The organism is Roseibium sp. (assembly GCF_048260565.1).
Lineage (GTDB): Bacteria > Pseudomonadota > Alphaproteobacteria > Rhizobiales > Stappiaceae > Roseibium.
Map to the genome: position 1 here is coordinate 38,323 of NZ_JBLXGP010000009.1, position 26,018 is coordinate 64,340.

Consider the following 26,018-nt stretch of genomic DNA (forward strand, 5'->3'; position numbering starts at 1 on the left):
CACCTGGCCAAAATCACAACCTCAAGTTAACAACTCTTGCAGCACTCTCCCTGAAATTGGAGAGTGCTTTGCCCGACGACAGGAAGAAAACAGTCCCATTTGGAATCCTCGGCCTCGGTCGTGACCCCACGATCCAGACGACGATCGTAACGATCGTCGGCGTAATCAACTATGTGATTTTGTTCTATGGCATTTCCGCACTCGGCGGCCGCGACGAGAACGGTGCTTTCCACTTCGCTGCGGACATCCCGGTGAAGTATTACCTGCTTACCGCGGGAAGCGTGTTTGTTTGCATCGTTGGCGGAGCGCTTATCCAATATCCGGAATCGAACGCCCGCTGGGGCGCGCGGGTGCTGGTCGGCGCTCTGCCTGCAGTCAGTTTGATCCTGATCCCATTCTTGTGGGGGCGTTAGCGCCCGAGGCTCTAATTTCTCCGCCGGTTTTCAGCCTACTTTCGTCGCCGTCGCCAGAAATTCATTCATCTCGTCACGCAACTTCTGCAGGTGCGCTTCCTGCTGATGCAGGCTGCCGGCAGCTTCGACGACGCGGGAGCTGATTTCCTTGGTTCCCGCCGACGCCGTCTGGATGCCGACGACGCTTGAGGTGACGTCGGTCGCGCCGTTTGCGGCTTCCTCGACATTCTGGGCGATTTCTCCGGTCGCGGTCGTCTGCTGTTCGACGGCAGACGCAATGGCCGTCGAGATCTCGCTGACCCGCGCGATCGCCTCGCTGATTTCGGCATTGGCACCGACCGCGTTCGCAGTCACTTCCTGCAGACCGGAAATCTGCATGTTGATTTCCTCGGTGGCGCCTGCCGTCTGGCTGGCGAGCGCCTTTACCTCCTGGGCGACAATGGCAAAGCCCTTGCCCATTTCGCCGGCTCGCGCTGCCTCGATGGTCGCATTGAGGGCCAGCAGATTGGTCTGCGCAGCAATATCGTTGATGAGCTGCACGACCTCGCCGATCTTCGTCGACATGCTCGACAGGCTGTCGATTTCCTTGCTCATGGCCTGGGACTTGGCCACGGCGCCGGATGCGATATCGGCCGCGGAAACGACCTGCCGGTTGATCTCGGCAATCGAGCTGGTCAGTTCCTCGGTCGAAGCGGCAACGCTTTGCATGTTGGCGGAAGCTTCCTCTGCGCCGGCGGCCACGACGAGCGATTGCTCGTTCACCTCGTTGCAGGCATCGGCCACATTGGTGGACACGATGTTGAGGTCACTGACGGAATGGCTCACCGCATCGACGACGTCCTTCAACTGGTTTTCGAAGTCCGCCGCGACCTTGCAGAAACCATCGTGCTTTTCCTTGATGTTGAAGGTAGCCGTGTTGATGCTGCGCGCGGCCGCCTGAAAGCTGCCGACCATGCCCTTTTCGGCGATCAGCCTGAAATGCTGGTTGCGGCTGACATAGTCGAGGCAGGCCTTGGATTCGCGCAGGTAGGCATCGGTCCTGTCGATCAGCAGGTTGATCGCATGCATCAGCTCGGCGGCCTCGCCCGTCTCAGTGATATTGGTGATCCGTGCCTCGAAGTCGCCGTTTGCCACAGCCTTGCAAACGGCCGTGGCTTTTCTCAGTGACGATTTTTTTAATCCTGAAAACATGTCGATCATCCTGAAAGTGTGTCTGAACCGGTCATACCGCCCTGAGATCAGCGGTAGCCACGCCGTCGCTCCTGGCCGATGGTCGCGACGAATTCGTCATAGGCGACACCCTGCTCGGCGAGCACGTCGACGATCATCTGCTCCGCCGCCATCATGCCGTCCTTGCGGCTCTGGTGGCGGGCCTCCTCCTCCCGGAGCGCCTGATAGAGCGGAACGATGTGCTCGTCGACAATCTTGCGGTCGGGAACACGCCGGTTGGAATGGTAACCGATAATACGACCGGTCTTGTCGAAGCTCGGCGTCACATGGGCATAGACCCAGTAATGATCGCCGTTCTTTGCGCGATTGATCACATAGGCGAAGATTTCCTGGCCTGCCTCGATGGTCGCCCACAGCAGTTTGAACACGCACCGCGGCATTGCCGGATGGCGGATGATGCTGTGCGGCTGGCCCATCGCCTCCTTTTCCGTGTAGTCGGCTATCTGGAGGAAAACCTGGTTCGCATAGGTAATGCGTCCCTTCAGATCCGTCTTGCTGACAATAATGTCGTCGTCGGGAAAGGTTCTCTCGACCCCTGTGAGAAACACCGGTTTTGCCATTTGAAACTCTCGCGGGCAGGTGAAGATGCTCGATCATCAAATGATCGAACACCTTTAAATTCATTGAAAACACCATGATATAAACAATATTAAACGTGTATTAATTCACGTTAGGTTACCTAAAATTCTGGTAACTATATACAATAGTACATTTTACAAGCATTGCTCGAATGCTCCGTTTTTCACAACCTTACAACATCTTCGACAATGTCAAAAATACTGGAATTTCGGGAACGGCACATCACTGGAGAACCCCAAGAATTCCCTGGATATTCCGGCTTTGAAGTGAACGTCAGGGCGCGCCTCTCTATCGCGAGCAGACTGGAAGGGCTTACCGGCTAGCGGTCCCGCCTGCCCCGAACCTGGATGCCTTAATATTGCCATCAGGTCCGGACCCCGGCACCGTACGGACTGTCTCCAGACAATTTGTCACATGAATCCTCTCGCGATTTGAAGAACTTAAAGCACTGCCCAAAAAACATGGGAACTATCTTCTTGCGGCCGGATTTCTATCTTCAACTGGTATCAGCTCGAGAAATGGTGCAAGGGCACCGAATTTTCGCAGGACAAAAGAGGAGAAACGCAATGCTGAACGCAGCGAAGATCTCGTCGATGACCACAGCCCTCGTCTTTGGCCTCGCGCTCTCTGTCACCCTGTGCGGGGCCACTCAAGCCCAGGAACCGGTATCGGCCGCCACAGCGGGAATGAAGACCAAGGCCGTCGTGGCTGTTCCGAAAGACCTGGTTGGAAAATCCGTCGTCACACTGGAGGGGATCTCCGTCGGGGAAGTCTCGTCTGTCGGCACCGACGAGAATGGAGCCTTGTCGTCGGTCGATGTGGAAATCGGGGGCTTCCTCGGCATCGGTGAAACGACGATTACCGTTCCCGCAACCGACTTCGCGGTTTCCAACGGGCTGATCGTCCTTGAGAAAACCGAAGATGAGGTCAATCGGCTGGCAGAATAGGCGCATCGTTCACGGGCGGAGTGTCTCACCGGGATGTCCGGGCCAGCCTGATCCCGGCGCCGATTATTCCCGGCCGGGCAAGGCGAGATTTTCGAACTCGTCGACAAACCGGGCATAAAGTTCCGCGAACTGCGCGACCTCCTCATCGGTCCAGTCCGACAGGATCTTTTCGATCATTTCGAGCTTCACGCGCCGCTTTTCCTTCAGGATCGCCTGCCCCTTATCGGTCAGAACGATCACCGCACGCCTGGCGTCCGCCTGCGAAACAGCACGGCTCAGGATGCCACTATCCACCAGATAAGCCACAACACGGCTTGCTCGCGACGGATCCATGCACATTTTCTCCGCGACGTGGCCGATGGTGACCTCGCCATCTTGCGGACCGCGTCGAACGAGTTCGATCACGTCGAGATGAGACATATCCAGATCCGGCGCGGCGGCACTCATGATGAGCTTACCGATCGCCCGGTTCTTGATCAAAACCCGCATCCGGGACATCGCCTGCGATATCCGGGAGATATCCGGCGATGTCTCGTCTGTCAGGTCACTCTCGCAGCGATCGAAAGCCATAACGCTCCGCTCCTCCTCCCAAGGAATTTTCCCGCCCTGCATAATATATGCTCTAGTCATATTTATGCGTCTGTCATATATATGTGTCAAGCATATGATAAATGCCCCGTCGGGCTTCAGGACATTCCATGACCGCCGATACTCTTTCCGATTCCGCTCCAGAACAACGGGGCGAACTCCACCACGCCCCGCTGATTACCGACAGACGCCTGCGGCTGTTCGTTTTCCTGACGCTGATGACCGCCGTTTTCATGGCGATGATCGACAACCAGATCGTCTCCACCGCCCTGCCGACCATCGTCGGTGAATTCGGGCACCCGGAGCGGTTCAGCTGGGTGGGCTCCGCCTACCTGCTGACCTCCAGCGCGGTCATGCCCCTTTACGGCAAGCTCGGCGACCTGTTCGGCCGCAAATACGTGATGATGGCGACCATCTTCATCTTCACGATCGGCTCCGCCGTGTGCGGCCTGGCCGTTTCCATGAATACCCTGATCGCCGCCCGTGTCCTGCAGGCCATTGGCGGCGGCGGGATCATGGTGACCATCTTTTCCATCAATGCGGATCTGTTCGAGCCCCGCGAACGCGCCCGCTACCAAAGCTATTCCAGTCTGGTGCTGATGCTTTCCGGCTCCATCGGCCCGACCCTCGGCGGCCTGATGACCGATCTGTTCGGATGGCGCTCGATTTTTCTCATCAACATCCCGATCGGCATCGCCGTCCTGATCGCGCTCGCCTTCCTGCTGCCGTACAAGCGCCCGGACCGCAAGCCGAAGGTGGACTACCTGGGCGCTCTGCTTCTGGCCGGCGCCATCGCCAGCGTGGTTCTTTGGGCCGACAGTTCCGAACTTTTCGGCAGCCTGATCGCCCCGCAAAGCCTCATGATCGTTGCCCTGGGCATCGCTTGTGTTCTGGGATGGATTGCGGTCGAAAAGCGTGTGGAAGAGCCAGTTGTACCTCTGCACCTGTTCAAGAGCCCGACGATCCGCCTGTTGCTCATCATCACCATGGTCAGCGGTTGCCTCGGTATAGGCCTCGCCAATTATTTCGCCCTGTTCTTCCAGACAGGACTGGGGATGACACCATCGATGGCTGGATTGCTCTTCATTCCCATAACCGTCGGCATTGCCGTCGGTTCGGTCAATGCGGGCAAGATCATGTCACGGACCGGCTATTACAAGAACTTTTCCATCCTCAGCACCGGCGTTTGCACGGTCGCCACGTTCCTGTTCATCTACGTCGATGCCGAAACGAGCCTGTATCTGCTCATTCCGCTGTGCTTCATCCACGGCCTGGGGGTCGGCGTGGGGCAGCAGGTGCCGGTCCTCGGCGTTCAGAATGCGGCACCCTATCGCGATCTCGGTGCGGCAACGGGCGCGACCACGCTCACACGCATCGGCGGCGCCTCCATCGGCATATCGATCTACGGCGCGATCGTTTCCCACGGGATCGGCAATTTCCAGGGCACAATCCCCGGCGTGGAGACCTTCGCGAAACTGACACCGGCCCAGATCGCCACCTTGCCCGCGGACGCCCAAAATCAGATCAGTCACCTCTACGCAGCAGCCTGTCACCCGCTGTTCCTGGTCGCGGCCTTCCTCGGCTTCATCGGCTTCGTCGCCGCCCTGTGCCTGAAGAACGTCCAGCTCGGCACCCAGTACCAGCGCGATTAGAAACCACGCAACAACCGGCCTTCGATAAAATGGAAAGCCGCCTTCCGAGGCAGCCGTTTTGTTCCTGTGCGATGGAGAACGGCCAGTCACTGCGGTCCGGACAAATCTCCGGATTAGGCCATTTGCGGACTGACGAGTTCTGCAACCCCGCCAGACGGCCTTCATCGCTTGCCTTCAAAAGCGCCATGCAAATCGAGATCGAGCGCCGGAAAGCGAGCTGTCCGCTCTCCACTGAAGCGGAGCAGGCCCTGCACCCGCATGATCCGGTTCAAAGATCTGCTTAAGCCGTCGGTACGGTTCCGCCATCAATGACGTATTCGGTACCGGTAATCGTCGCAGCACGGTCGGAAGCCAGGAAGGCGATGAGGTTCGCGACTTCATCAGGCTTCGTCGGGCGACCGATTGGAATGCCGCCGAGCGCATCCATAATGATTTTCTTGCCGCCCTGATAATCGGTGCCGGCCTGTTTTGCGAGACGGTTGGCGAGACGCACAGAAGCTTCCGTCTCGATCCAACCGGGAGAAACCCTGACAACACGCACCCCCTTGGGCGACACCTCTTTCGACAGCGCCTTGCTGTACGTCGAAAGCGCTGCCTTCGCCGCCGCATAGGCGGTCGTCGACTCAGGCAGTGGCAACTCTCTCTGGATCGACGAGACGTGGATTACGACACCGCTTCCCCGGTCAACCATGTCCGGCACAAGTTGCCGGTCCAGACGAACGGCCGGGAAGAGATTGAGATGGAGCTCATGATGCCACTCGGTATCAGTCAGCGCCGTGAACCCGCCGCCTGGAGCGGATGATCCTCCGAGCATATGAACAATGATGTCCAGACCTCCCAGGCGCTCCCGGACCGCGGCTGCGAGGGTGTCGCAGCCTTCTGCCGACGCCAGATCCGCAGCGACGAACTGAATGCCGTCTTCAAGCGTTTCCGGCCTGGTGCGCGCGCAGGTCAGCACCTCGGCACCGAGTTCGCGGAATTGCCTGACCGTCGCGGCTCCTGCACCTCGGGTGCCGGAGGTGACGAGTGCTCGTTTGCCTTCCAGACTGATGAACGGGATCACGGCAAGATCTCCAGTTCAGCAATCTTTTCTCCCTTCAGAACGAAAAAATACCGCAGATTGACCGGGCTGCCGGGAAAGTCGCCGACAACGTGGCCCGTCACCACCGTGCGGTTTCCCTCATCCCGGATCGCGAATGGTTCGACCGTGTATGAGAACCTGGTCGATGCTTCAGCCTTCCAACGGCGGATCGCAGCCCGTCCGACGTTGACGTTTTGCTCGTCCTTGACCACCGCCTCGTCGCTGAAACACTCCGCCACGGCGTCGGCATTCTTATTCCTGTCGGCTTCGAAATAGGCAGTGATCGGCTTGGGTAACTGAATGTCCATGTCACATCTCCGTCTCTGATGATGGTTCGGCCGGATCATCAGGCCGTTCCGGCGTCGATGTTCGAAATATATGGCTGGACCTTCGTTGCGATAATTGGGACAAAGCTGGATGTAACATTTCGGATTTCGAAACAATGTCGCGACAGATCCTGCTCGAACTCGAGGCCGTGCTCGCTATTGCAAATCGAGGGTCCTTCCGGGCAGCAGCGCTCGAACTCGGGCTGTCGCCAACGGCGCTCAGCAACCTTATCGGCAGGATCGAGCGACAACTCGGCGTTCGCCTGTTCAACCGAACCACACGCAGTGTCTCATTGACGGATGCCGGTCGAACCTTCGTTGAACAGGTGGCGCCAGCACTCCGCGGCATCCAGGACGCAATGGCAACGGTACGATCGCAACAGGACACGCCATCCGGGACCTTGCGTATCAATGCCTTCGCCACCGGCGCCCGCGAAATATTGGCACCGCTGGTCCTGGCTTTCCTGCGGCGCTACCCGCGGGTCCACGTCGATGTCGTCACCGAAGGCCGAATTATCGACATCGTCGCCGAAGGGTTCGATTTGGGCATCCGGACCGCCGACCTGGTGCCGAGTGACATGATCGCGGTGCCGCTCGGAGCGCCTCGCAGCTTCGCCGTGGTCGCCACTCCCTCTTACTTCGCAGAGCACGGTAGCCCGTGCACGCCCCCCGATCTTCTGGCCCACAAATGCATCTGCATCCGGCTGCCGAACGGTGCGCCCTATCGCTGGCACTTCGAGAGGGAAGGAAGTCCCCTCCTGATCGACGTGGAGGGGCCGATCACGCTCGACGAGTCCTCGCTTTCGCGGATCGCCGTTCTCGACGGGATCGGGATCGGTTTTTTCATGGAAGCAGACGTGCGTGACGACATCGCCGCGGGCCGTCTTAAACGGGTCCTGCAGGATTGGACTCCGCCAACAACGCCCCTTTGTCTCTACTATCCAGGGCGCAAAAACCCATCGGCTGCATTCCGTGCTTTCATCGACATGGCGCGGGAATTCGGCAGGGCTGCAGCACGAAGCACCTAGCGCAATGCGACCACGGTCGGGTCTGGGGCCGCCCCCAAAATCGGGGGCGGTTTTTTTTGATGCGTTCGGTTCGTGACCGTCGCCTTATTTGACTTCCCGGACGGCGCCCTTGGAGGCGCTGGTCGTCAGCGCCGCATAGGCGCGCAGGGCCGTGGTGATCTTGCGCGTGCGCTTTTCGACCGGCTTCCAGGCGTCCGCGCCCTTGGCTTCCATGGCCTGTCTGCGCTCGGCGAGAACGGCATCCGAGAGGTCCACCTTCATCACCCGGTTCGGGATGTCGATGACGATGGTGTCGCCCTCCTCCACCAGGCCGATGGCGCCGCCTTCGGCGGCTTCCGGAGAGATGTGACCGATGGAAAGCCCCGAGGATCCGCCGGAGAAACGGCCGTCGGTGATCAGGGCGCAGGCCTTGCCCAGGCCCTTGGATTTCAGGTAGCTCGTCGGGTAGAGCATTTCCTGCATGCCGGGGCCGCCGCGCGGGCCTTCGTAGCGGATCAGCACGACGTCGCCTTCCTTGACCTTGTTGGTCAGGATCGCGGAAACCGCGCTGTCCTGGCTTTCGAAGATGCGCGCCGGACCGGAGAATTTCAGGATCGACTCGTCGACGCCCGCGGTCTTCACGATGCAGCCGTCCTCGGCAATGTTGCCGAACAGAACCGCCAGGCCGCCGTCCTTGGAATAGGCATGAGCCGCATTGCGGATGACGCCGGTCTCACGGTCGAGATCGAGATCGTCCCAGCGGCGATCCTGGGAGAAGGCGACCTGGGTCGGCACGCCGCCCGGAGCGGCGCGGTAGAAGTCGTGCACGCTTTCGGAATTGGTCTGCTTGACGTCCCAGCGGGCCAGCGCCTCCTTCATGGACTTTGAATGGATCGTCGGCACGGTGCTGTCGATCAGTCCGGCCCGGTCGAGTTCGCCGAGAATGCCGAAGATCCCGCCGGCGCGGTGGATGTCTTCCATATGGATGTTGGCAACCGACGGCGCGACCTTGCACAGCACGGGGACCTGGCGCGACAGACGGTCGATATCGGCGATGGTGAAGCCGACTTCGCCTTCGAAGGACGCAGCCAGCAGGTGCAGCACCGTGTTGGTGGAGCCGCCCATGGAGATGTCGAGCGTCATGGCGTTCTCGAACGCCTTGAAGGTGGCGATGTTGCGCGGCAGGACGCTTTCGTCGTTCTGCTCGTAATAGCGTTTGGCCAGATCGACGATCAGGTGCCCGGCCTCGACGAACAGCCGTTCGCGGTCGGCGTGGGTGGCAAGCGTCGAGCCGTTGCCCGGCAGCGCCAGCCCGAGGGCTTCGGTCAGGCAGTTCATGGAGTTGGCGGTGAACATGCCCGAGCACGAGCCGCAGGTCGGGCAGGCATTCTGTTCCATGGTCAGGACGTCGGCGTCCGACACGTTGTCGTCGGCGGCCGCGATCATGGCGTCGATCAGGTCGATGGACTTCGCCTCGCCGTTTTCCAGCACGACCTTGCCGGCCTCCATCGGGCCGCCCGAAACGAAAACAACCGGAATGTTGAGACGCATGGCGGCATTCAGCATGCCGGGCGTGATCTTGTCGCAGTTGGAAATGCACACCAGCGCATCGGCACAATGGCCGTTGACCATGTATTCGACAGCGTCGGCGATCACCTCGCGCGAGGGCAGCGAATAGAGCATGCCGTCGTGGCCCATGGCGATACCGTCATCGACCGCAATCGTATTGAATTCCTTGGCGACACCGCCTGCCTTTTCCACCTCGCGGGCGACCAGCTGGCCGAGATCCTTCAGGTGCACGTGCCCCGGCACGAACTGGGTGAAGGAGTTGGCGATGGCGATGATCGGCTTGCCGAAGTCGCCGTCCTTCATGCCGGTAGCGCGCCACAATCCGCGCGCGCCAGCCATATTGCGTCCATGGGTCGACGTTCTTGAACGATACGGGGGCATCTTTCCGTCCTTCTTGGTCTTGTCCGGGGCTTTGGCACCCGGTCCGGCCGCTCTCCCTCGGGATTTCCCGGCACGGCCATTCTTAGGCACCGTTTTGTCAGCTTTTTGGCCGGAACGAAAGGGCGGATTGGGCAAAAACAGTACGCTGCGGTACGGCACCTGTTGCAAGTTTGAATTCGGAAACTCCAAAATCATCACGCTCGCGACAGCCCAGCCTGTCTTTCCATGCAATTCAGACAATACCGTAGGAGTTTCTTAAGAGACTTTTCACCATACTTTTGTGCGGCATCCCTCAAGGTCTTCGACACATGAATCTGGACACTCCGACGCTTCTTGCGGCGATTACCATCGCCTATTACACCGGAGCGCTCGTGCTGGGGATCATGGCCTTCGCACTGAGATCCCTGCCCGGACATATCCGGTTCGGCTGGGCCGGGTGGTCCGTTGCCATGCTTCTGTCGGGAACCTGCGCGTCTCTGGTCAGCCTCCGCGGAGCCATCCCCGACCTGGTCAGCATCGGCGTCGCCAATGCTCTGATGATTTTCGGCTTCGGCATCCGCCCCAATGCTCTCAGCCTGCTGAATGCGGAACGAATTCGTTATCCGTGGCTGCCGGTTGCCGGACTCTTCGGATGGATTTTACTGTATCAGGTCCCCTGGTTCCGGGACGACCTGATCCTGCGGGTCTTGTACATCAACGGCTTCAGCATTCTCGCAATGGCGCTCTGCATCCGGGAATGCTGGCTTCAGCACAAGGTGCAATTCATCAGTTCGTGGTTTCTGATCAGCATTTTCGGCGTCGATATCATGATCCGCCTCAATATGATCGTCACGAATCTCACAATGCATTTTCCGACCTTCAAGGACGCCTTCCAGACCCCGTCCCTGAAGGTCAGTATGATCGTTCTGCTGACGGCCGTCGTCTTCAAGATCGTCGGGCTGGGTCTGGCGGTCTTCGAAAAAATGAAGAGCCAGTACAAGGAGCAGGCCCTGGTGGATGCCCTTACCGGCTTGCCCAACCGCCGCGGCTTTGAACGTTCGGCCCAGAACCGGCTCGACACCATGAAACGCAGTGATGGGACCTACGCCCTTGTGACCCTGGAAATCGATGGCTTGCAAAACATAAATGACCGGTTCGGGCACTCCATGGGCGAGGCCCTGATGCGGTTGCTGGCGCACGTTTGCCAGGAGACCGCCGCAGGCCGCGCCGAGGTCGGCCTTATCCGGGAAAATCAGTTCGGGCTGTTCGTACCTGAAACGGACCAGACGGAAGCAGGCGCCATTGCCAAGAGGATCAGTCGGACCCTGACGGTGCAAAGCGCCCGTGCGGCGGCGAAACGGATGACCGTAACCATCAGCTGCGGGATTTTCTGCGGAGAGGCGAACACCTCGTTCGAACGCGCTCTTGAAATCGCCGATCATTGCCTGAGCAAGGCGAAAGCCAAGGGCGGCAACCGGATTGTCGCAAACGACACGCTGGAACCCGGTCCGCTTCATCCCAAAACCGTTCTCTCGCCCTTTGCGACCCGGCGGCAGGCGACCGGCTAGGCTGGACCTCGAAGCGAAAAACTGAAACGGCCGGGCGGAGGAGGCTTCCGCGCCGGCCGTTTTTCGGGCTGCGCCTGCGGTCGGGCTCAAGGAGAGACCGTGGCGGGGGCAGGCACAGCCGGGCTCAACACGTCTGAATTCAGGCGGCTCTGGTTTCCTCCAAATTCGGATAGTCGGTGTAGCCTTCCCGGCCGCCGCCGTAGAATGTCGATTGATCCCATTCGTTCAGCGGTGCGTTGGCTTCAAGCCGCTGCACCAGATCCGGATTGGAGATGAAGGGCCTGCCGAAGGCGACCAGATCGACCTTGCCGGTTTCCACCGCCTCGATGGCCATGTCCCGCGTGTAACCGTTGTTGCCCATGCGGGTGCCCTTGAACCGGTCGTAAAGCGCTTGCAGGCTTGCGCCTTCCGGCAGGTCCCTCGGACCGCCGGTCTGACCTTCGACCAGGTGCAGATAGGCCAGACCGTGGCCGTTCACGATATCGATGGCATGGCCGAAGAGGCCCATCGGATCGCTGTCGGAAATGTCGTTGGCCGAGGAGAAAGGGCTGAGACGGATGCCGGTCCTGTCGGCTCCGATCTCGGAGACCACCGCTTCAATGACTTCGTTCAGGAACCGCGCCCGGTTCTCGATCGAACCGCCATAGGCATCCGTGCGCTTGTTGGAACTGTCGCGCAGAAACTGATCGATCAGGTAGCCGTTCGCCGCATGGATCTCGACACCGTCGAAGCCGGCCTTGAGCGCATTGGCGGCGGCCTTCCGATAGTCTTCGACAATGCCCGGAATTTCACCGATCTCAAGCGCACGCGGCGTCGGCGTCTCGACGAAACCCGTGCCGTCGAAGGTCCGGGAGTTCGCGGCAAGCGCGGACGGGGCGACCGGGACCTCCCCGTTCGGCTGCAGCGAACTGTGTGATATCCGGCCGACATGCCAGATCTGGACAACGATCCTGCCGCCCTTGGCATGAACTGCATCGGTCACCTTTTTCCAGCCCTCGATCTGGGCTTCGGAGTAAATACCCGGCGTCCAGGCATAGCCCTTTCCCTGGGGCGAGATCTGAGAGCCTTCGGTCACGATCAACCCTGCGCCGGCACGCTGGGAATAATAGTCGACGTGGATGTCATAGGGCGTGTCGTCTTCCGGCTTGGCCCGGTTGCGGGTCAAAGGCGCCATGACGATCCGGTTCTTCAACGCGATGGAACCGGCTTTCAGGGGGGTAAACAATTTCGCTTCGCTCATTTTGCTCTCCTCGGAGGCTGGGAAATTACGGACCAATCAGTCCAAAAATAGCCGCACCACTGCTTGGGATCGGTGTTGCGGCGGATATTCCGCCCTTTTGAGGCTATGTGGCCAGGATCGTCCTCGCCGCCTCAAGGGCTGTGGAAATGCTTTCCGGCGGCATGCCGGACTTTCGAAGGGTCAGAGTTCCGATGGCCAGTGCGGACAAGGCGCGGGCCTTATCGCGGGCTGCATCCGGATTTTCGGGTGACAGGGCCTTGGCGAACAGGCCCTCGATCCGCTCCAGGTGATGGCGGCCGAGCTCGGCGACCTCTTCATGTTGCGGCGCCAGTTCGGTAATACAGTTGACCAGCATGCAGCCGCGCGGTCCGCCGGTCGGATCGGAAAGGGCGTCCAGCATGGCCTTGATCGCCTGATCACGCGGCCCCTCGGCAAGTTGTTCCAATGCCTGGAGGGCTGCATGGGAATAACTCTGAAGCACGGCAATCAGAACGCCCTGCTTGGAACCGAAGGCGGAATAGAAACTCGACCGGGACAGACCCATCGCCGCCGTCAGATCGTCGACCGACGTGGCCTCGTAGCCCTGCCGCCAGAACACCTGCAACGCCTTGTCCAGCACATCCGCTTCGTCATAGCAGCGCGGCCGCCCGGGGCCTGCATGGGCTTTCGGGCTGCCTTTTGCCGAGGCAATTGTATGGATGTGTTCTCGGGTCATGACAAGAATATTGGACCACCCGGTTCGTAATTCAATAGCGCCAGCTGCAATTTTGGACCGGATATTCCGATTTTAGGTTCCACCGGACGACCAAACCCGGCATGGGCCGCCCTGCCTCGACAGACTGGATCACGCCTGCGAAAACGCCTAAAGTCCCTTGAATTGGCCAAAGCGGGGGCGTTTCAGGCCGTTTATCATTGTTTATTCCGCATTTCAGGCAAGTTTTATGGACGACGACACCCTCACGCCGGAAGACAAGGCGGAACTTTCCGAAGCGGCGGCAAAGCGCCTCGAATTCAGCACCGTCACCATCGGGCTGATCCTGTTCATGATCGGGATCGCGGTCGGCTTCCCGCTCGCGGTCATCGGCACTTCGTTCCTGACCGAAAACGCCGGCACACTCGTTGCCATCATCCTGACGTTTGCAGGGGTGATCGCCCTTATAGGCACGCTGATCCTGCTGTTCCGCCGCCGGATCCTGCAATTCCTGTTCAATGTCTCCGCGACCCAGCTCGAGCTGTTTTCCCGCCCCCTTTCGGAAACCGCCCGCAGCATCATGGACAAGAACCCGGCGAGCGCCATCAACTCGGCGGAGGAGCTGACCCGCCTTTTGCTGGCGCGCTGGACCTGGATTTCCACCCGCCGCTGGCTGATCGGCTCCCTGACCGGACTGATCGCATCTCTGGCCGCCCTGGCCGGGACGGCGCTCCTTTTCCGCCAGAACGAACTCATCGCCATCCAGACAACCCGGCTGGAGCAGCAGAACGACCTCATCGTCACTCAGATCGAACTCGGCGAGGCTCAGCGCACCGCCGGCATCGTCCAGGGACTTCTGGAGATCGGCGACAAACTCGCTCAGGAAACCGAAGTCTTGAAAGGCGACGGCCGCCCTGCCGCTTTCTTCAAGCTGGACGAACTGACCAACGGCATCCGGGCGCGCATCATAGCGGCGACCCAATCGGCCCGACCCTACCGCTATCTGCAAACCTCGCTCGTCAACGCCAACGACACCGACGCCCTCAACATACTCGCCATGTCCCGTCGCCCTGAAATCCTGCGCAACCCGGAGCTGGTCGAGCAAATGGTGGGGCGCCGAAACAGAGGTGTGTTGAAGGAGCATCCGGTCAGCCCGGAGCGCGGGGTGATCCTGTCCATGCTCTACAGCGCCGGTATCCTGGAAACCGAACTTCTGAGCTTTTTCGGGGCGGATTTCTCCTATTCCGAAGTCGCGGTCGACACGTTGAACCTGATGACCTTCCGCTTCGCACGGCTGCGGTTTTCGAGTTTCGAGCACATGGCGCTCAATTCCGTGACCTTCGGCGGGGCCAGCCTCGACAAGGCCCGGTTTCGTAACTCGGTGCTCACGAAATGCGATTTTTCCTCCGTCCCCAGCGACAAGGTGGAACCGCCCTACCGGGGCGATCCGGGCATGGAGTTCATGCCGACGACCATGGCGGGCGTCGACTTTGCCGACGCCGTCGTGCTCGACACCGACTTCACCAGCGTCCACGCCCTTGCCATGAACTTCGATGGCGCCCTCGTCTCGAACGCCACTTTCAACGGCGCAGACATTGGCGGAACGACCTTCCGGAACGCCCTTCTCGTCGCGCCGGATTTTACCGGCGCCGGCCTGCAGTCGGTCGACTTCGACGGCGCCATCGTCTTCGGCGCGGATTTTCTGGAAAGGGCCATGGCCCAGGCCCAGGAAGGCACCTTCAAGCCGGAACGGTTCGAAATGGCGGAGATCACCTTCGGCGAGGTGGAAGCCCATCCGCGTGCCGTGCAACTGTTCTCCGTACCCGATGAGCTGATTTCCGGCAAAAAACCCTTCAGAATCAAACGGATCAAACCCTTTGGTTGACCGACGCAATTCACGTCATATCGGTAGATCGATATCTTTTGGTGAAAAGCGAGCGTTCCTGAATACGCATTTTACGACCCCCGCCGTTTTTTCATCACAGCATGAAGCCGGAAGTGCAGCATGAACAGGACCGGAAGCGTGGCCTGACATGCTCACACCGGAAATCACTGCTGCAAAATTCGTTCAAGATACAGCGGAAACTTTCAGGAGCTCTGCCGAACTTGCCCCCCGCCTTCTGCCTGCAACGTGTTCGCAAGGGTTACATTTTGGACCGAACGTTCCTATTTTAAAAATTACCCTGATCACGCAATGGCGAAATCCAAATGATCCCCTATTCCGTTCTCGACCTTTCCCCCGTCCCCGAAGGCCATACGGTCCGTGAAGCGCTCGCCAATACGAAGGACCTCGCCCAGCACGCGGAAAGCTGGGGCTACAAGCGCTACTGGCTTGCCGAACACCACAACATGCGCGGTATCGCGAGTGCGGCAACGTCCGTCCTGATCGGTCATGTGGCCGGGGCGACTTCGACGATACGGGTCGGCTCCGGCGGGATCATGCTGCCGAACCATGCACCTCTGGTGATTGCCGAACAGTTCGGCACACTGGCCGAACTCTATCCGGACCGGATCGACCTCGGCCTCGGCCGGGCGCCGGGGACCGACATGCTGACTGCCCGCGCCCTGCGCCGGAACATGGACCAGACGGACACGTTCCCGCAGGATGTCATGGAGCTGATCGGTTATCTCGGCGATCCGCTGGAAGGCGCGAAGATCCGCGCGGTTCCGGGCATGGGCACCAAGGTACCGGTCTGGATCCTGGGCTCCAGCCTCTACGGTGCGGAGATGGCGGCCTTTTACGGACTACCGTACGCCTTCGCCTCCCACTTCGCGCCTGCTGAACTTTCCAATGCCTCGAAGATCTACCGGCGCAAGTTCCAGCCGTCGAAATACCTCGACAAGCCCCACTTCATGATGGCGATCAACGTCTTTGCCGCAGCGACCGACGGGGAATGCGCCTATCTGAGGACGTCCATGCAGCAGGCCTTCATCAACCTGAGGACCGGACGGCCCGGCCCCCTGCCCGCGCCGGTCGCGGATCTTGAGGCCCTCGTCGGGCCGGTCGCCATCGAAATGGTTGAGGATGCCTTGCGCATCTCGGCCGTCGGGGCTCCGGAGACGGTCAAGTCGAAGCTGGCGGAACTGACCTCGATCTATCAGCCGGACGAAGTGATCATCACCGGCCAGATCCATGACCACGTATCCCGGCTGAATTCCTTCAGGATTGCGGCTCATGCGATGAAGGAGCTGAACGCGGAGACGGTTTGAAAAGGCGACCGCGCCATTTCAGAGAGAAGCCTTGGCGCCTGACGTGACAGCAACCGGCACGATTAGGGATCCAGGCCCATTCGGCCTATAGTCTTTTTCGGATATCCTCGACCTTCCGCCGGAGCGCATCATGCTGGAATTCAAACTCGTCGACGTTGCCGAAATTCCCTACTTCTATCAGGAGCGCAGCTGCGGCATGGCGCCGGAAGAGGTCAATGCCGCCATGGGTGGAACGTTTCAGGCGGTCTGGGATTTCCTTCAGAAAAGCGGCGTGCAAACAACCGGCACGGCGCTGACCGTCTACCAGGCCATTGCCCCTGACCGGATGACCTTTCGCTCCGGCTTCTCGGTTGACGCCGGGGCCGAGGCAAGCGCGGAAGAGCCCACAAGATACGCCACCACACCTGCCGGACAGGTTCTTCACTTCCGCCATACCGGTCCCTATTCGAAGCTGCGCGACAGCTACGGACAGATGATGGCGCATGTGGAGAAAGAAGGCATCCGGATCGGCGCGCCGACCTGGGAGGTCTATCTGAACGATCCGACCAAGACGCCGGAAGACGAGTTGCTGACGGACGTGTTCGTTTCTGTCGCCTGACAAGCCCGTCTATTCGCTGAACAGAGCCCTCACCGGCGGCCATTCGGCGCCGTCGTGGTGCGCGGCGATACCGAGAAACTCTTCCAGGAACGCGTAGCAGCCTTCCTCGTGCGCCAGATGGTGGGAGAGGATTCCCAGCGGCTCCCCGGGATTGGTGCGGCGCCGGCAGAGCTGCAGATCCAGTCGGATGGCGGCGCTGTTCCAGCCGATGAAACGACGATCCTTCTTCCACCGGATGATGTCGAGGTGGGTTTGCACCTGATGCACCCGCGGGAAATTCATCCAGGTGAAGGTGGACAGACCGGGCAACCCGATTTTCGGCAGGCGCCTTGAGATTTCCGGAGCGATCCGGTTCCACGGCGGCACCATGGCATGCACGAACCGGTCGCCGAACAGGGTTTCAAGCTTTGCCTTGCCCTCCGACAGTTCGCCCAACAGATGATCCGGGTCGCGGCGGGTCCCGAGTTCGGCGGCCCCCTCGCCGAGATCCTTGCGCTGGAAATTCCTGTGCTGCCAGCCATGCTGCAGGACGATGGCATGCGGTTCGCCCGCCAGCCGGTCGGCGAGAGCCTGTGTGGCATCTTTCGGAATGACGGCAAGCGCCACGTCGACGTCGTGTTCCTTCGCGATCGACAGCAGCCGGTCCAGATCCGCTGTCGGCTCGACGGCATCGTCGTCGCGCCACCAGAAGCGGACGGTCCGTCCCCGCTCCGCGAACCAGTCGAGGTGCGCGGTCAGCTCCGAGCGGAACCTTGCAAGGCCCTCATCCATCAGCCCCGCGCCTTCAGGTCTTCCATGAGGATATCCGCACTCTTGTCCGCGCCACCCAGAAGCACATGATGGTGCGAGCGCGGCAGGGCCAGCGCATCGTCGGCGGCTTGGGCGAGTTTTTCCGTGGTCAGGTTATGCTCTTCGGCCACCACCACGCGGCCGCGGGCGGCAAGGGCCTTGGCGCGCTGTGCCTGTTCGGTTTCGGTCGCCTGCGCGAAGGGGACGAGAACGGATGGAACCCCTGTATCCAGAATGTCGAGAATGGTGTTGTAGCCGGCCTGGCTGACGGAGAGGCGGGCCCGTTTCAGCATGCCGGTAAAGTCGGGCCGTGCGCGCTCGACGATGACGCCCTCGCCCGCCCGTCTGCGGTAGTCCTGAAAATCGTCTTCCGAAATATTGTGGCCGACCAGAATGCGCCATGTGCAGTCGCCTGCCCGGCGCGACAGCGGTCGGGCATCCACCGCCGCACTCAGGAAAGCCTCGGCCAGGGCACCGCCGCCGCAGGAGACGATCACCTCGTCCTCGCCGTCACCTTCGGGCGGCTCGGGCCGGTCGCCGGCGCGCATCACATAGCCTGTGTAGCGCACCAGGTTCTCCACCTTGTGGGCGAAGGGGAAGCTGTCCGCCAGGGTGATGAAATCCGGATCGGCGTGGACGAGCACCCGGTCGTAATAGGCAAGCGCCTTGTCGGCCATCCATTCCTCTTTCCAGAGCTCGTTCTTGGGCACGAGGATATCGCGGACGGAACAGGCAATCAGGGGCGGCTTATCAAGAGCTTTCACCGTATCCAGCACGCTTGCCAGCTCGAACTCGAACTGACGCCGGCCGAAGGGATAGGTCTCCGTCAGAAGCAGGTCGTAGGGCTTTGCAGCCAGCGCCTTCAGCGTCGCGGCCGTGCGCATTTCCTTCCAGGCCGGATCGATGTCGTCGCCGTCGAGGGTGATGATCCGGCTGAAGGCGGCATTCGCGCTTTTGGCCGGCGGAAGCTGGACGATTTCCAGGCCCGTGGTGTCAAGCGTCGGCGGCAGCAGGTTGCCCGTGGCCAGGGTCACTTCGACGCCGCGCGCCACCAGCGCCTTGCCGATGGCCGCAGCGCGCACCGCATGGCCGGTTCCCAGAAGGTGCTGGACATAGATGAAGGCGGTCTGGGTCATGGGGTCAATTGTCCTGCTTTGGCTTGGAACGGACGGTCTTATAATGCTCTTGCGCGGCTTTGAGGAAGGCGTCAAGGCGTGCGGCGCCGGCCTGTAGCGAATGGTCCTGCGCGATATGCGCCGCAGCAGCAGCCCCGAAAGCGCGGACTTTCATGGGGTCGTGCAGAACACTGCGCAGCCGGTCCGCGAAGGCCTTCGCATCGCCTTCCGGGGCCAGCAGCCCGGTGACACCGTCCCGAACGATTTCCGGCACGCCGAGCGCATCGCCGCAGATGACACCGGTCCCGGCCGCCTGGGCCTCGAGGGTAACGAAACCGAAGGCCTCGCGGATGGCCGGCCAGACGAACAGGTCATGGGCGGCATATCGGGCGGCAAGCTGTTCGGGCGGTAACGCGCCGAGCCAGCGGATACGGTCGGCGGGAAACAGCGCCAGAACATGATCCCGCATCGGACCATCGCCGATGATCGTCAACTGCCACGGCAGATCCCGGACAAGCCCAAGCGCCTCGGCAAGGACTTCGTAGGAACGGGTCTTGTCGCCCTCGCGCATCATGCCGACAGTCAGGAGCTTCAGCGGTGCCTGAACGGGCGGGCGCGGCGTTTTCGCCGCCTCCTCGAACGCACGGCTGTCGAGAAACGGAAGAAGCACGCCCGGACGCGGATCACCCGGATCGGTAAAGAACGGCAGGAGCCGTTCCCGGTCCCAGTTGTGAATGGCAGCGACCGCATCTGACCGGTGCAGCGCCTCGTCTGCGGCCTTAAAACCGTGTGCCCAGGGCCCAGTCTTGCGTTTCAATGCCCGGCTCGCCTCGACGATCACATAAGGCAGTCCGAAACGGTCCGCGAGTGCCGGGCCGATCCAGTCAGGCGCCTTGTGGTAGAGGTGATAGGTCAGGAACAGATCCGGCCGGTAGCCTTCCCGGGTCCAGCTTTCGGCAACCCGTTCCGCCTCTTCAAGCGCCGCTTCGCGGACCGCCGTCAGCACCTCGTCGCCGCCGTCCTTGCGCCAGGAGCGGAAACGGCTTGCGATCCGCACCTCGTGGCCGGCCGTCTCCAGCGCCCTGACGATCAACCGGCCCATGGTCCGGTCACCGGACGGAACCGGATCGTCGATCGGCTTCATCGGAGCTGTGAAGGCAATTCTCAAGGGGCCGGGTTCCGTTTCGTGATGCTCTATAGGACTTTCCTGAATTTCTCCGCCAGACGATCGAGGCCCGGCTCGGTAGCGAAATGCGTCCGCACATGCTTTGACGAGGCGAAGCCGAGCCGGTTCCTTTCAGCCGGATCCCGGATCAGGTCCGCAATCGCCTTTGCCAGCATAGCCGGTTCTCCCGGCTGCACCAGCCGCCCGGTTTCACCGTCCGTGATCAATTCCGGAATGGCGGACACCTCGGTGGACAGGCAGCACAGGCCCATCGACTGGGCTTCCATCAGCACGTTCGGCAGGCCGTCGCGGTCGCCGGTTTTCGCAAGCTTTGACGGCAGAACGAACAGGTCGGCCTCCTGGCAGGATTTGATGACCTCTTCCCGGGGCTGCGCGCCGCGCCAGGTGATCCGGTTGGACAGTTTCAACTTCTCTGCACGAGCTTTCAGCTTTTCGGCGAGCTGACCGCCGCCTATATGGGTGAAGTGCCAGTTCAGGTCCTGCGGCAGCTTCGACAGCGCCGTCAGAAGATCGTTGTAGCCCTTCTTTTCCACCGCCCGGCCAACGGAAAGCAGCCGCACCGGCTCGCCGGACCCGTCGCGGGTCGAATGCCCGCCTTCAGGTATCGGAAAACCGGTGAAGTCCAGACCGTGATAGACCAGTTCGATCTTGTCCGGCTCCCGGCACAGGCTTTTCAGGTAGGTCGCGTTGGTGCCCGTACAGGTGACGCCCCAGGCCGCATCGTCGAGCTTGGTCCTCAGATCCCATTCCGGGCTGGTCCAGATGTCCTTGGCATGGGCCGAAAACGACCACCCCCGGCCCGAAAGATGGGCAGCGTAACGCGACGCCGAACAGGGCGTGTGCAGATAGTGGGTATGGATCCAGGCGACGTCTTCGGGAAGTTCATGGGCAAATACGCAGCCCTGCGCCCAGCGCCGGTAGCGGCTCGGGTTCTTCTCGTGCTGCAGATCGGCTTCAAAAAGCGCTCTCGACGCCTCGTAGGTCGGCTGCTCTTCGGCCCAGCGCCGCGCCCGCCGGACCCGCGCCGGATCGTCGGAAATATATTCCGGCAGATAGAGAACTTCGGCCGAAATCTGCCGGTGTAACTCGTGAATATAAGGATCGTAGGGTTCGCGCAGCGCCACGATCAGGATCGGAACGCCGCGCCGTTCGAGACCGAGAATTTCCTGCGCGATAAAGGTTTCGGACAGGCGCGGATAGCCTTTGACCACGACGGCGATACGGGACATGCGGTTTCTCGGGCTCAGCGTTCTGTGACGGGATGTTCGGATGGGAGGCGCGGGCGATGTTTACAAAACAGCCCGTTTGGCGTCGATACGTGCCGTGCGGTTTTCCCGAAAGATCTCGCCGACCCTGGCGCCGATGATATCCAGCCCGCCGAGGAGATTCTCGATACCGGCGGACGAAGGCTTCGGATTTTTCGGCAAGCTGGCCAGAGCGTCGGCCATGAGGCCCGGGTTCGGATACCGCTCGATCGGCAGCACCGTGAGGATGCCGCTCTGCTCCGCCCGGTCGGCGCGAATCGCCTGTTCCCGGCGCGGTATGATCCGCGGCACCATCAGCGTCGGCTTGTCGAACGACAGGATCTCGCAGAAGGTGTTGTAACCGCCCATCCCCACGATCGCGGTGGCATTGGCGAGATAGGGTTCGATCTGCGGCGTGAAACGAAGGATCGACACATCGCGCAGGTTTTCCGCCCGTTCGGTGAAATGAGCCACATGGGCTGCCGGCATGAACGGACCCAGAATGATCAGCGCTGGAAACAGGGGACGTTTTCTCGCCTCGTAGGCGCGCATCACCCAGTCGACCATTTCCACGCCGTCGCCGCCACCGCCGGGCGTGACCAGGATATAGGGCTCGTCGCCGAAAGGCGCCGGTTTCGGCAAGTGCTCCGCGCCTTCCGGCAAGTCGCGGCGCAGGTATCCGGTATAGCGGACCTTGTCGAGAACGACCTGCGGAACGTCCATGCCCTCCAGCGGATTGCACACGCCCTCCGGGCCATAGACCCAGATTTCGTCGTAAAGATCCTTCAGCGCCGGGAAGACGTTCTTGCGATCCCATTCCTGTTTCAGGATATCCGGGTCGTCCATGACATCGCGCAGCCCCAGCACCAGGCGCGTATCGGTGTTCTTGAGCGCCTCCAGGGTTCCCAGAACCTCGCCGCGAAGGCCGAGCGGCTCCTTGTCGACGATGAAGATGTCCGGTGCGAACACTTCCGCCGTGTGCTCGATGATCGATGATCGGATCGCCAGGGTATGATCGATGTTCAGGTGCAGCGACAGGGGCGTGTACTCGCCGTCGCGCAGTTTGATCACGCCGGGGATTCGCACGAAATCGACCCGGGAGCGGAACTCGAAGCTGCCGATGATCGGGGAACCGGACAGGATCAGAACCGACAGGGTATCGAACGTCCCCACCAGGGAATGCGCGATGGCCCTGCATCGACGCAGGTGCCCTAGCCCGAAGGAATCATGGCTGTAGATCAGGATCTTCGGTGAATTGGAACGCATACTTTCCCTAATCTGCGCCTGACTGCCCTGGGGATTTATGTCCCAGAAACGACCGTTTTGTCACGTCTCGTCTTACGGAAATGATCAGCTAGTTTGCCAGTGTGGCATTTCCGTTTATGACTTTGTTATTCGCGGGTAGCACATCCTAGCTGTCCGGTTAATATAATTCACTGGCTGTGTGTGCACGCAGTTGCACTTTATCAATTTGGATGCCGACATGGAAAAGAGCCTGTTTCGCTTCATATGGAAGTTCAGTGCACGCCAGCAGATTTTCATTCTTCTCGTTACGATCATCTCCTATCCAATCACCTATATTCTGCTCGAGCTGCCGAAGCTGATCGTCAATGACGCGGTTCAGGGAGACGGCTTTCCGCGTGATATTCTCGGGCTGGAATTCGACCAGATTTCCTATCTGTTCCTGTTGTGCTCCGCCTTCCTGGCCCTGGTCGTAGCCTCCAACGGGCTGAAGCTCTATATCAACGTGTTCAAGGGCCGGCTCGGCGAACGCATGCTTCGCAGGCTGCGCTTCGATCTCTTTCAGCGGGTCCTGCGTTTCCGGCTGCCGCATTTCCGGAAAGTGAGTTCGGGCGAAATCATCCCGATGATCACGGCGGAGGTCGAGGACGTGGGCGGGTTCATCGGCGAGGCGATCGCGCTGCCGGCCTACCAGGGCGGCATGCTGGTGGTGCAGCTCGGCTTCATCTTCATGCAGGATCCCCTGCTCGGTCTGGCCGCGATCAGTTCCTATCCGATCCAGGGCTACGTGATCCCGAAACTGCAGCGCAAGGTGGTGCTTCTGGCACGCAAGCGGGTGAAAAACGTCCGACTGATTTCCGACAAGATCGGCGAGAGCATTTCCGGGGTGCCGGAAATTCACGCAAACGACACGTCGGCCTGGCATTCTGCGGATTTTTCCGACCGGCTCTACGAAAATTTCAAGCTTCGCTACGAGATCTTCAATCGAAAATACTTCATCAAGTTCCTCAACAACTTCATGAACCAGCTCACGCCGTTCTTCTTCTATCTGATCGGCGGCTATCTGGTAATTGAAGGCAATATGAGCATCGGCGCTTTGCTCGCGGTCATTGCCGCGTACAAGGACCTTGCCGGCCCCTGGAAGGAACTTCTGGCTTATTACCAGATCGTGGCCGACGTGGATGTGAAATACCAGACCGTGGTCGAGAACTTCGATCCGCCCGACATCTATCCGGTTGAGCGACTGACCTCCGACGAACACATCGAGTTGTCCGGAGACCTGAAACTCTGCAATGTCTCCTTTTCGGGCGGTGCTGCCGGCCAGGAGGTCATGGATATCTCCATGACCGTGCCGGCAGGCAAATCCTGCGCCGTCGTCGGACAGGACGGCTCGGGCCGGTCGGAGGTCCTGCAGCTCGCGGCAGGGCTGGTCAGCCCGGCATCGGGCCGCGTCGAGATCGGCGATCAGGATCTCGACCGGCTGACGGCTGCGACGCTCGGCCGGGAAATCGCCTATGTCGGCGGCGCCATCCATATCTGGACGGGAACCATCCGGGACAACCTCTATTATGGCCTTCGTCATCGCCCCATCACGACGCTCGAGCGTACGGGCGATGCCTTGCGGGAATACAATCGCCGGCTCCTGGAGGCCAGGGAGACCAAGAACCCGACCTACGACATCGAAGCTCTCTGGGACGATCTTTCGGCAACCGGTGCCGACAATGAGGAAGCATTGGATGCCAGCGCACTGAAGCTGCTCGCCGCGGTCGGCCTGGATGCGGATGTCTACCGGCTGGGTCTCCAGTCCCGCTTTGATCCGGGAATGAACGAAACGTTTGCGGAGAGAATTCTGACGGTCCGCAGGGAACTGACCGACCGGATCGCCCAGGATCCCAAGCTCAAGGACCTGGTCGAATTGTGGGACATGAAGACCTTCAATCCCAGCGCCAGCCTTGCGGAAAACCTGTTCTTCGCGGTGCCGACCGACCCGGAGATCACACCGGACATGATGCCGGAGATTCCGGAGGTCAAGGACTTCCTGACCAGCGCAGGCCTCGACAAGAAATTCCAGGAAATCGGCCTCAAGATCGCCGAAACCATGGTCGAACTGTTTGCGAACGTCAGTGGCGACAGCGGATTGCTCGGCAACTACTCGTTCATTACCCAGGACGAGCTGCCGGACTTCGAACGCATGATCCGGGTCGCGCGTTCCGGACAGCAGAAGCCGGGACTTTCGGAAAACGACAAGGTCCGGCTCCTGTCCCTGGCCTTCAAGCTGGTACCGGCTCGCCATCGTCTGGGTATCATGAACGATGAATTGCAGTCCCAGATCATTGCGGCCCGCGCCCAATTCCGCGATCAGGTGGTCGAGAAGGACGACAAGTTCATCGCGATCGATCCGAACCTCTATCTGCCGCCGCTGACCATCGAAGACAATCTCCTGTTCGGTCGCGCCCGTGTCGACCGTCGGGATGCGCGCCAGAGGATCGACCAGGTCCTGCGCTCGGTCGTGGAGGAAACAGGCCTGCGCGAACCGATCACCTATGCCGGCTTCAACTATCATGTGGGTATTTCCGGCTCGCGCCTGTCCGCCCAGCAACGCCGGCGCCTGGCGCTTGTCCGCGGTCTTCTGAAGAATGCGAAGGTGACCATTCTTGACGATATCGCCACCGGCCTCAGCGACGAGGACAAGGCGTTGCGCCAGTCGATCCGTACCGTTCTTGAAGGCCGGACCCTGTTGTTCGGCACGCCGAACGAAGTGGTTGCCGCCGAATTCGACCATGCGGTTACCCTTGATCAGGGTCGGATCGCATCGAAAGGCACTCAGGATGCTTGAGGATCGGCAACCAAGATGCTTTTCTGGAACCCGCTTGCCGGAGACGGCCGGCAGATGTCTCGCCGTCTCTGACGGCAAAGGAGGTTAGTGTGTCTTTGGATAGCGAAGTCGGGGCCCTGCGCAAGATTCCCTTGTTCAGAGGTATCGACGATACAAAGCTGCGACTTCTTGCCTTCATCAGCGACCGGATGGAGTACAAGACCGGTGAACGGTTGTGCACACAGGGAGAAGAAGGCGATTCCGCCTTTATCATCCTGAAGGGGTCCGCGGACGTCCTTGTCAACACACCCGATGGGGAAAAGGCCGTGGCGAAGGTCGATGCCAATTCCATCGTCGGGGAGATCGCCATCCTGTGCGATGTGCCGAGAACCGCAACCCTTGTCGCGGCAAATGACATGGATGTGCTTACGGTTTCCAAGGATGATTTCCTGAAGCTCCTGAAGGAGTTTCCCGACATGGCCCTTGAGGTCATGCGGACTCTTGCCCTCAGGCTGGAGCAGACCACGCGCGATCTTGCCGCCGCCCGTTCGGGCGCGGCTGCTTGAAG

General features: G+C 60.5%; 23 protein-coding genes. 10 read left to right on the forward strand and 13 right to left on the reverse strand.

The genetic code is table 11. The features are described 5' to 3' along the window. Positions 1 to 68: 68 nt before the first annotated feature. Positions 69 to 413: a hypothetical protein gene (locus ACN0SO_RS17985; protein WP_417680101.1), complete on the forward strand. Its 345-nt coding sequence runs from the start codon at positions 69 to 71 to the stop codon at positions 411 to 413. A 30-nt stretch (positions 414 to 443) separates the two neighbouring features. On the opposite strand, the gene ACN0SO_RS17990 is transcribed toward ACN0SO_RS17985, so the two are convergent. Then, the gene (locus ACN0SO_RS17990) at positions 444 to 1,604 is read right to left on the reverse strand and encodes a methyl-accepting chemotaxis protein (protein WP_417680102.1); all 1,161 of its coding nucleotides are present in this window, start codon (positions 1,602 to 1,604) and stop codon (positions 444 to 446) included. Positions 1,605 to 1,651: 47 nt separating this feature from the next. After that, complete coding sequence (locus ACN0SO_RS17995) at positions 1,652 to 2,203, reverse strand: PAS domain-containing protein (RefSeq protein WP_417680103.1); 552 nt, start codon at positions 2,201 to 2,203, stop codon at positions 1,652 to 1,654. Between the two features lie 585 nt (positions 2,204 to 2,788). Here ACN0SO_RS17995 and ACN0SO_RS18000 point away from each other — a divergent pair. Further along, positions 2,789 to 3,169: a PRC-barrel domain-containing protein gene (locus ACN0SO_RS18000; protein WP_417680104.1), complete on the forward strand. Its 381-nt coding sequence runs from the start codon at positions 2,789 to 2,791 to the stop codon at positions 3,167 to 3,169. A 63-nt stretch (positions 3,170 to 3,232) separates the two neighbouring features. Here ACN0SO_RS18000 and ACN0SO_RS18005 read toward each other — a convergent pair whose 3' ends face one another. Next, entirely contained in the window at positions 3,233 to 3,739 is a 507-nt protein-coding gene (locus ACN0SO_RS18005; RefSeq protein ID WP_417680105.1) for a MarR family winged helix-turn-helix transcriptional regulator, read from the reverse strand. Between the two features lie 128 nt (positions 3,740 to 3,867). Here ACN0SO_RS18005 and ACN0SO_RS18010 point away from each other — a divergent pair, with 128 nt between their 5' ends. Beyond that, complete coding sequence (locus tag ACN0SO_RS18010) at positions 3,868 to 5,409, forward strand: MDR family MFS transporter (RefSeq protein WP_417680106.1); 1,542 nt, start codon at positions 3,868 to 3,870, stop codon at positions 5,407 to 5,409. 280 nt (positions 5,410 to 5,689) lie between these two features. Here ACN0SO_RS18010 and ACN0SO_RS18015 read toward each other — a convergent pair whose 3' ends face one another. After that, positions 5,690 to 6,472: an SDR family oxidoreductase gene (locus ACN0SO_RS18015; RefSeq protein ID WP_417680107.1), complete on the reverse strand. Its 783-nt coding sequence runs from the start codon at positions 6,470 to 6,472 to the stop codon at positions 5,690 to 5,692. After that, positions 6,469 to 6,837: a nuclear transport factor 2 family protein gene (locus tag ACN0SO_RS18020; RefSeq protein WP_417680108.1), complete on the reverse strand. Its 369-nt coding sequence runs from the start codon at positions 6,835 to 6,837 to the stop codon at positions 6,469 to 6,471. Before ACN0SO_RS18020 ends, ACN0SO_RS18015 begins: the two co-directional genes overlap by 4 nt. A gap of 95 nt (positions 6,838 to 6,932) precedes the next feature. On the opposite strand from ACN0SO_RS18020, the gene ACN0SO_RS18025 reads away from it, so the two are divergent. After that, the gene (locus ACN0SO_RS18025) at positions 6,933 to 7,844 is read left to right on the forward strand and encodes a LysR family transcriptional regulator (RefSeq protein WP_417680109.1); all 912 of its coding nucleotides are present in this window, start codon (positions 6,933 to 6,935) and stop codon (positions 7,842 to 7,844) included. A gap of 84 nt (positions 7,845 to 7,928) precedes the next feature. Here the strand turns inward: ACN0SO_RS18025 and ilvD are convergent, their stop codons facing one another. Beyond that, positions 7,929 to 9,773, reverse strand: coding sequence for a dihydroxy-acid dehydratase (gene ilvD, locus ACN0SO_RS18030; protein WP_417680110.1), 1,845 nt, complete (start codon positions 9,771 to 9,773; stop codon positions 7,929 to 7,931). Between the two features lie 308 nt (positions 9,774 to 10,081). On the opposite strand from ilvD, the gene ACN0SO_RS18035 reads away from it, so the two are divergent. After that, positions 10,082 to 11,320 (forward strand): GGDEF domain-containing protein, encoded by a 1,239-nt coding sequence (locus ACN0SO_RS18035; protein ID WP_417680111.1) that lies wholly within the window; start codon positions 10,082 to 10,084, stop codon positions 11,318 to 11,320. Between the two features lie 139 nt (positions 11,321 to 11,459). Here ACN0SO_RS18035 and ACN0SO_RS18040 read toward each other — a convergent pair whose 3' ends face one another. Both ACN0SO_RS18040 and ACN0SO_RS18045 read right to left on the reverse strand, forming a co-directional pair. Continuing rightward, positions 11,460 to 12,560: an alkene reductase gene (locus tag ACN0SO_RS18040; RefSeq protein WP_417680112.1), complete on the reverse strand. Its 1,101-nt coding sequence runs from the start codon at positions 12,558 to 12,560 to the stop codon at positions 11,460 to 11,462. A gap of 103 nt (positions 12,561 to 12,663) precedes the next feature. Then, complete coding sequence (locus tag ACN0SO_RS18045; RefSeq protein ID WP_417680113.1) at positions 12,664 to 13,275, reverse strand: TetR/AcrR family transcriptional regulator; 612 nt, start codon at positions 13,273 to 13,275, stop codon at positions 12,664 to 12,666. Between the two features lie 226 nt (positions 13,276 to 13,501). On the opposite strand from ACN0SO_RS18045, the gene ACN0SO_RS18050 reads away from it, so the two are divergent. The 3 genes from ACN0SO_RS18050 to ACN0SO_RS18060 all read left to right on the forward strand — a co-directional run bounded on the left by ACN0SO_RS18050 (position 13,502) and on the right by ACN0SO_RS18060 (position 17,059). Next, positions 13,502 to 15,136: a pentapeptide repeat-containing protein gene (locus tag ACN0SO_RS18050; RefSeq protein WP_417680114.1), complete on the forward strand. Its 1,635-nt coding sequence runs from the start codon at positions 13,502 to 13,504 to the stop codon at positions 15,134 to 15,136. Positions 15,137 to 15,459: 323 nt separating this feature from the next. Next, positions 15,460 to 16,461 carry an LLM class flavin-dependent oxidoreductase gene (locus ACN0SO_RS18055; protein WP_417680115.1) on the forward strand — a complete coding sequence of 334 codons (1,002 nt, stop codon included), beginning with the start codon at positions 15,460 to 15,462 and terminating at the stop codon, positions 16,459 to 16,461. Between the two features lie 130 nt (positions 16,462 to 16,591). Then, the gene (locus tag ACN0SO_RS18060; protein WP_417680116.1) at positions 16,592 to 17,059 is read left to right on the forward strand and encodes a GyrI-like domain-containing protein; all 468 of its coding nucleotides are present in this window, start codon (positions 16,592 to 16,594) and stop codon (positions 17,057 to 17,059) included. A gap of 9 nt (positions 17,060 to 17,068) precedes the next feature. Here the strand turns inward: ACN0SO_RS18060 and ACN0SO_RS18065 are convergent, their stop codons facing one another. From ACN0SO_RS18065 to ACN0SO_RS18085, 5 genes are read right to left on the reverse strand one after another with little or no spacing between them, the layout of a single operon-like run. Continuing rightward, entirely contained in the window at positions 17,069 to 17,830 is a 762-nt protein-coding gene (locus tag ACN0SO_RS18065) for a polysaccharide deacetylase family protein (RefSeq protein WP_417680117.1), read from the reverse strand. Continuing rightward, positions 17,830 to 18,984 (reverse strand): glycosyltransferase family protein, encoded by a 1,155-nt coding sequence (locus tag ACN0SO_RS18070; protein ID WP_417680118.1) that lies wholly within the window; start codon positions 18,982 to 18,984, stop codon positions 17,830 to 17,832. The genes ACN0SO_RS18065 and ACN0SO_RS18070 overlap by 1 nt, the downstream gene beginning before the upstream one ends. 4 nt (positions 18,985 to 18,988) lie before the next feature. Beyond that, complete coding sequence (locus ACN0SO_RS18075; protein WP_417680119.1) at positions 18,989 to 20,131, reverse strand: glycosyltransferase family 4 protein; 1,143 nt, start codon at positions 20,129 to 20,131, stop codon at positions 18,989 to 18,991. Positions 20,132 to 20,157: 26 nt separating this feature from the next. After that, positions 20,158 to 21,378, reverse strand: a complete 1,221-nt coding sequence (locus ACN0SO_RS18080) for a glycosyltransferase family 4 protein (protein WP_417680120.1) — start codon at positions 21,376 to 21,378, stop codon at positions 20,158 to 20,160. Positions 21,379 to 21,438: 60 nt separating this feature from the next. Then, on the reverse strand, positions 21,439 to 22,659 hold the full coding sequence (locus tag ACN0SO_RS18085) for a glycosyltransferase family protein (RefSeq protein WP_417680121.1): 1,221 nt from the start codon (positions 22,657 to 22,659) through the stop codon (positions 21,439 to 21,441). Positions 22,660 to 22,876: 217 nt separating this feature from the next. On the opposite strand from ACN0SO_RS18085, the gene ACN0SO_RS18090 reads away from it, so the two are divergent. Together ACN0SO_RS18090 and ACN0SO_RS18095 are read left to right on the forward strand one after the other, a co-directional pair. After that, entirely contained in the window at positions 22,877 to 25,471 is a 2,595-nt protein-coding gene (locus ACN0SO_RS18090; protein ID WP_417680122.1) for an ABC transporter transmembrane domain-containing protein, read from the forward strand. Between the two features lie 89 nt (positions 25,472 to 25,560). Further along, the gene (locus tag ACN0SO_RS18095; protein WP_417680123.1) at positions 25,561 to 26,016 is read left to right on the forward strand and encodes a cyclic nucleotide-binding domain-containing protein; all 456 of its coding nucleotides are present in this window, start codon (positions 25,561 to 25,563) and stop codon (positions 26,014 to 26,016) included. Positions 26,017 to 26,018 lie beyond the last annotated feature (2 nt).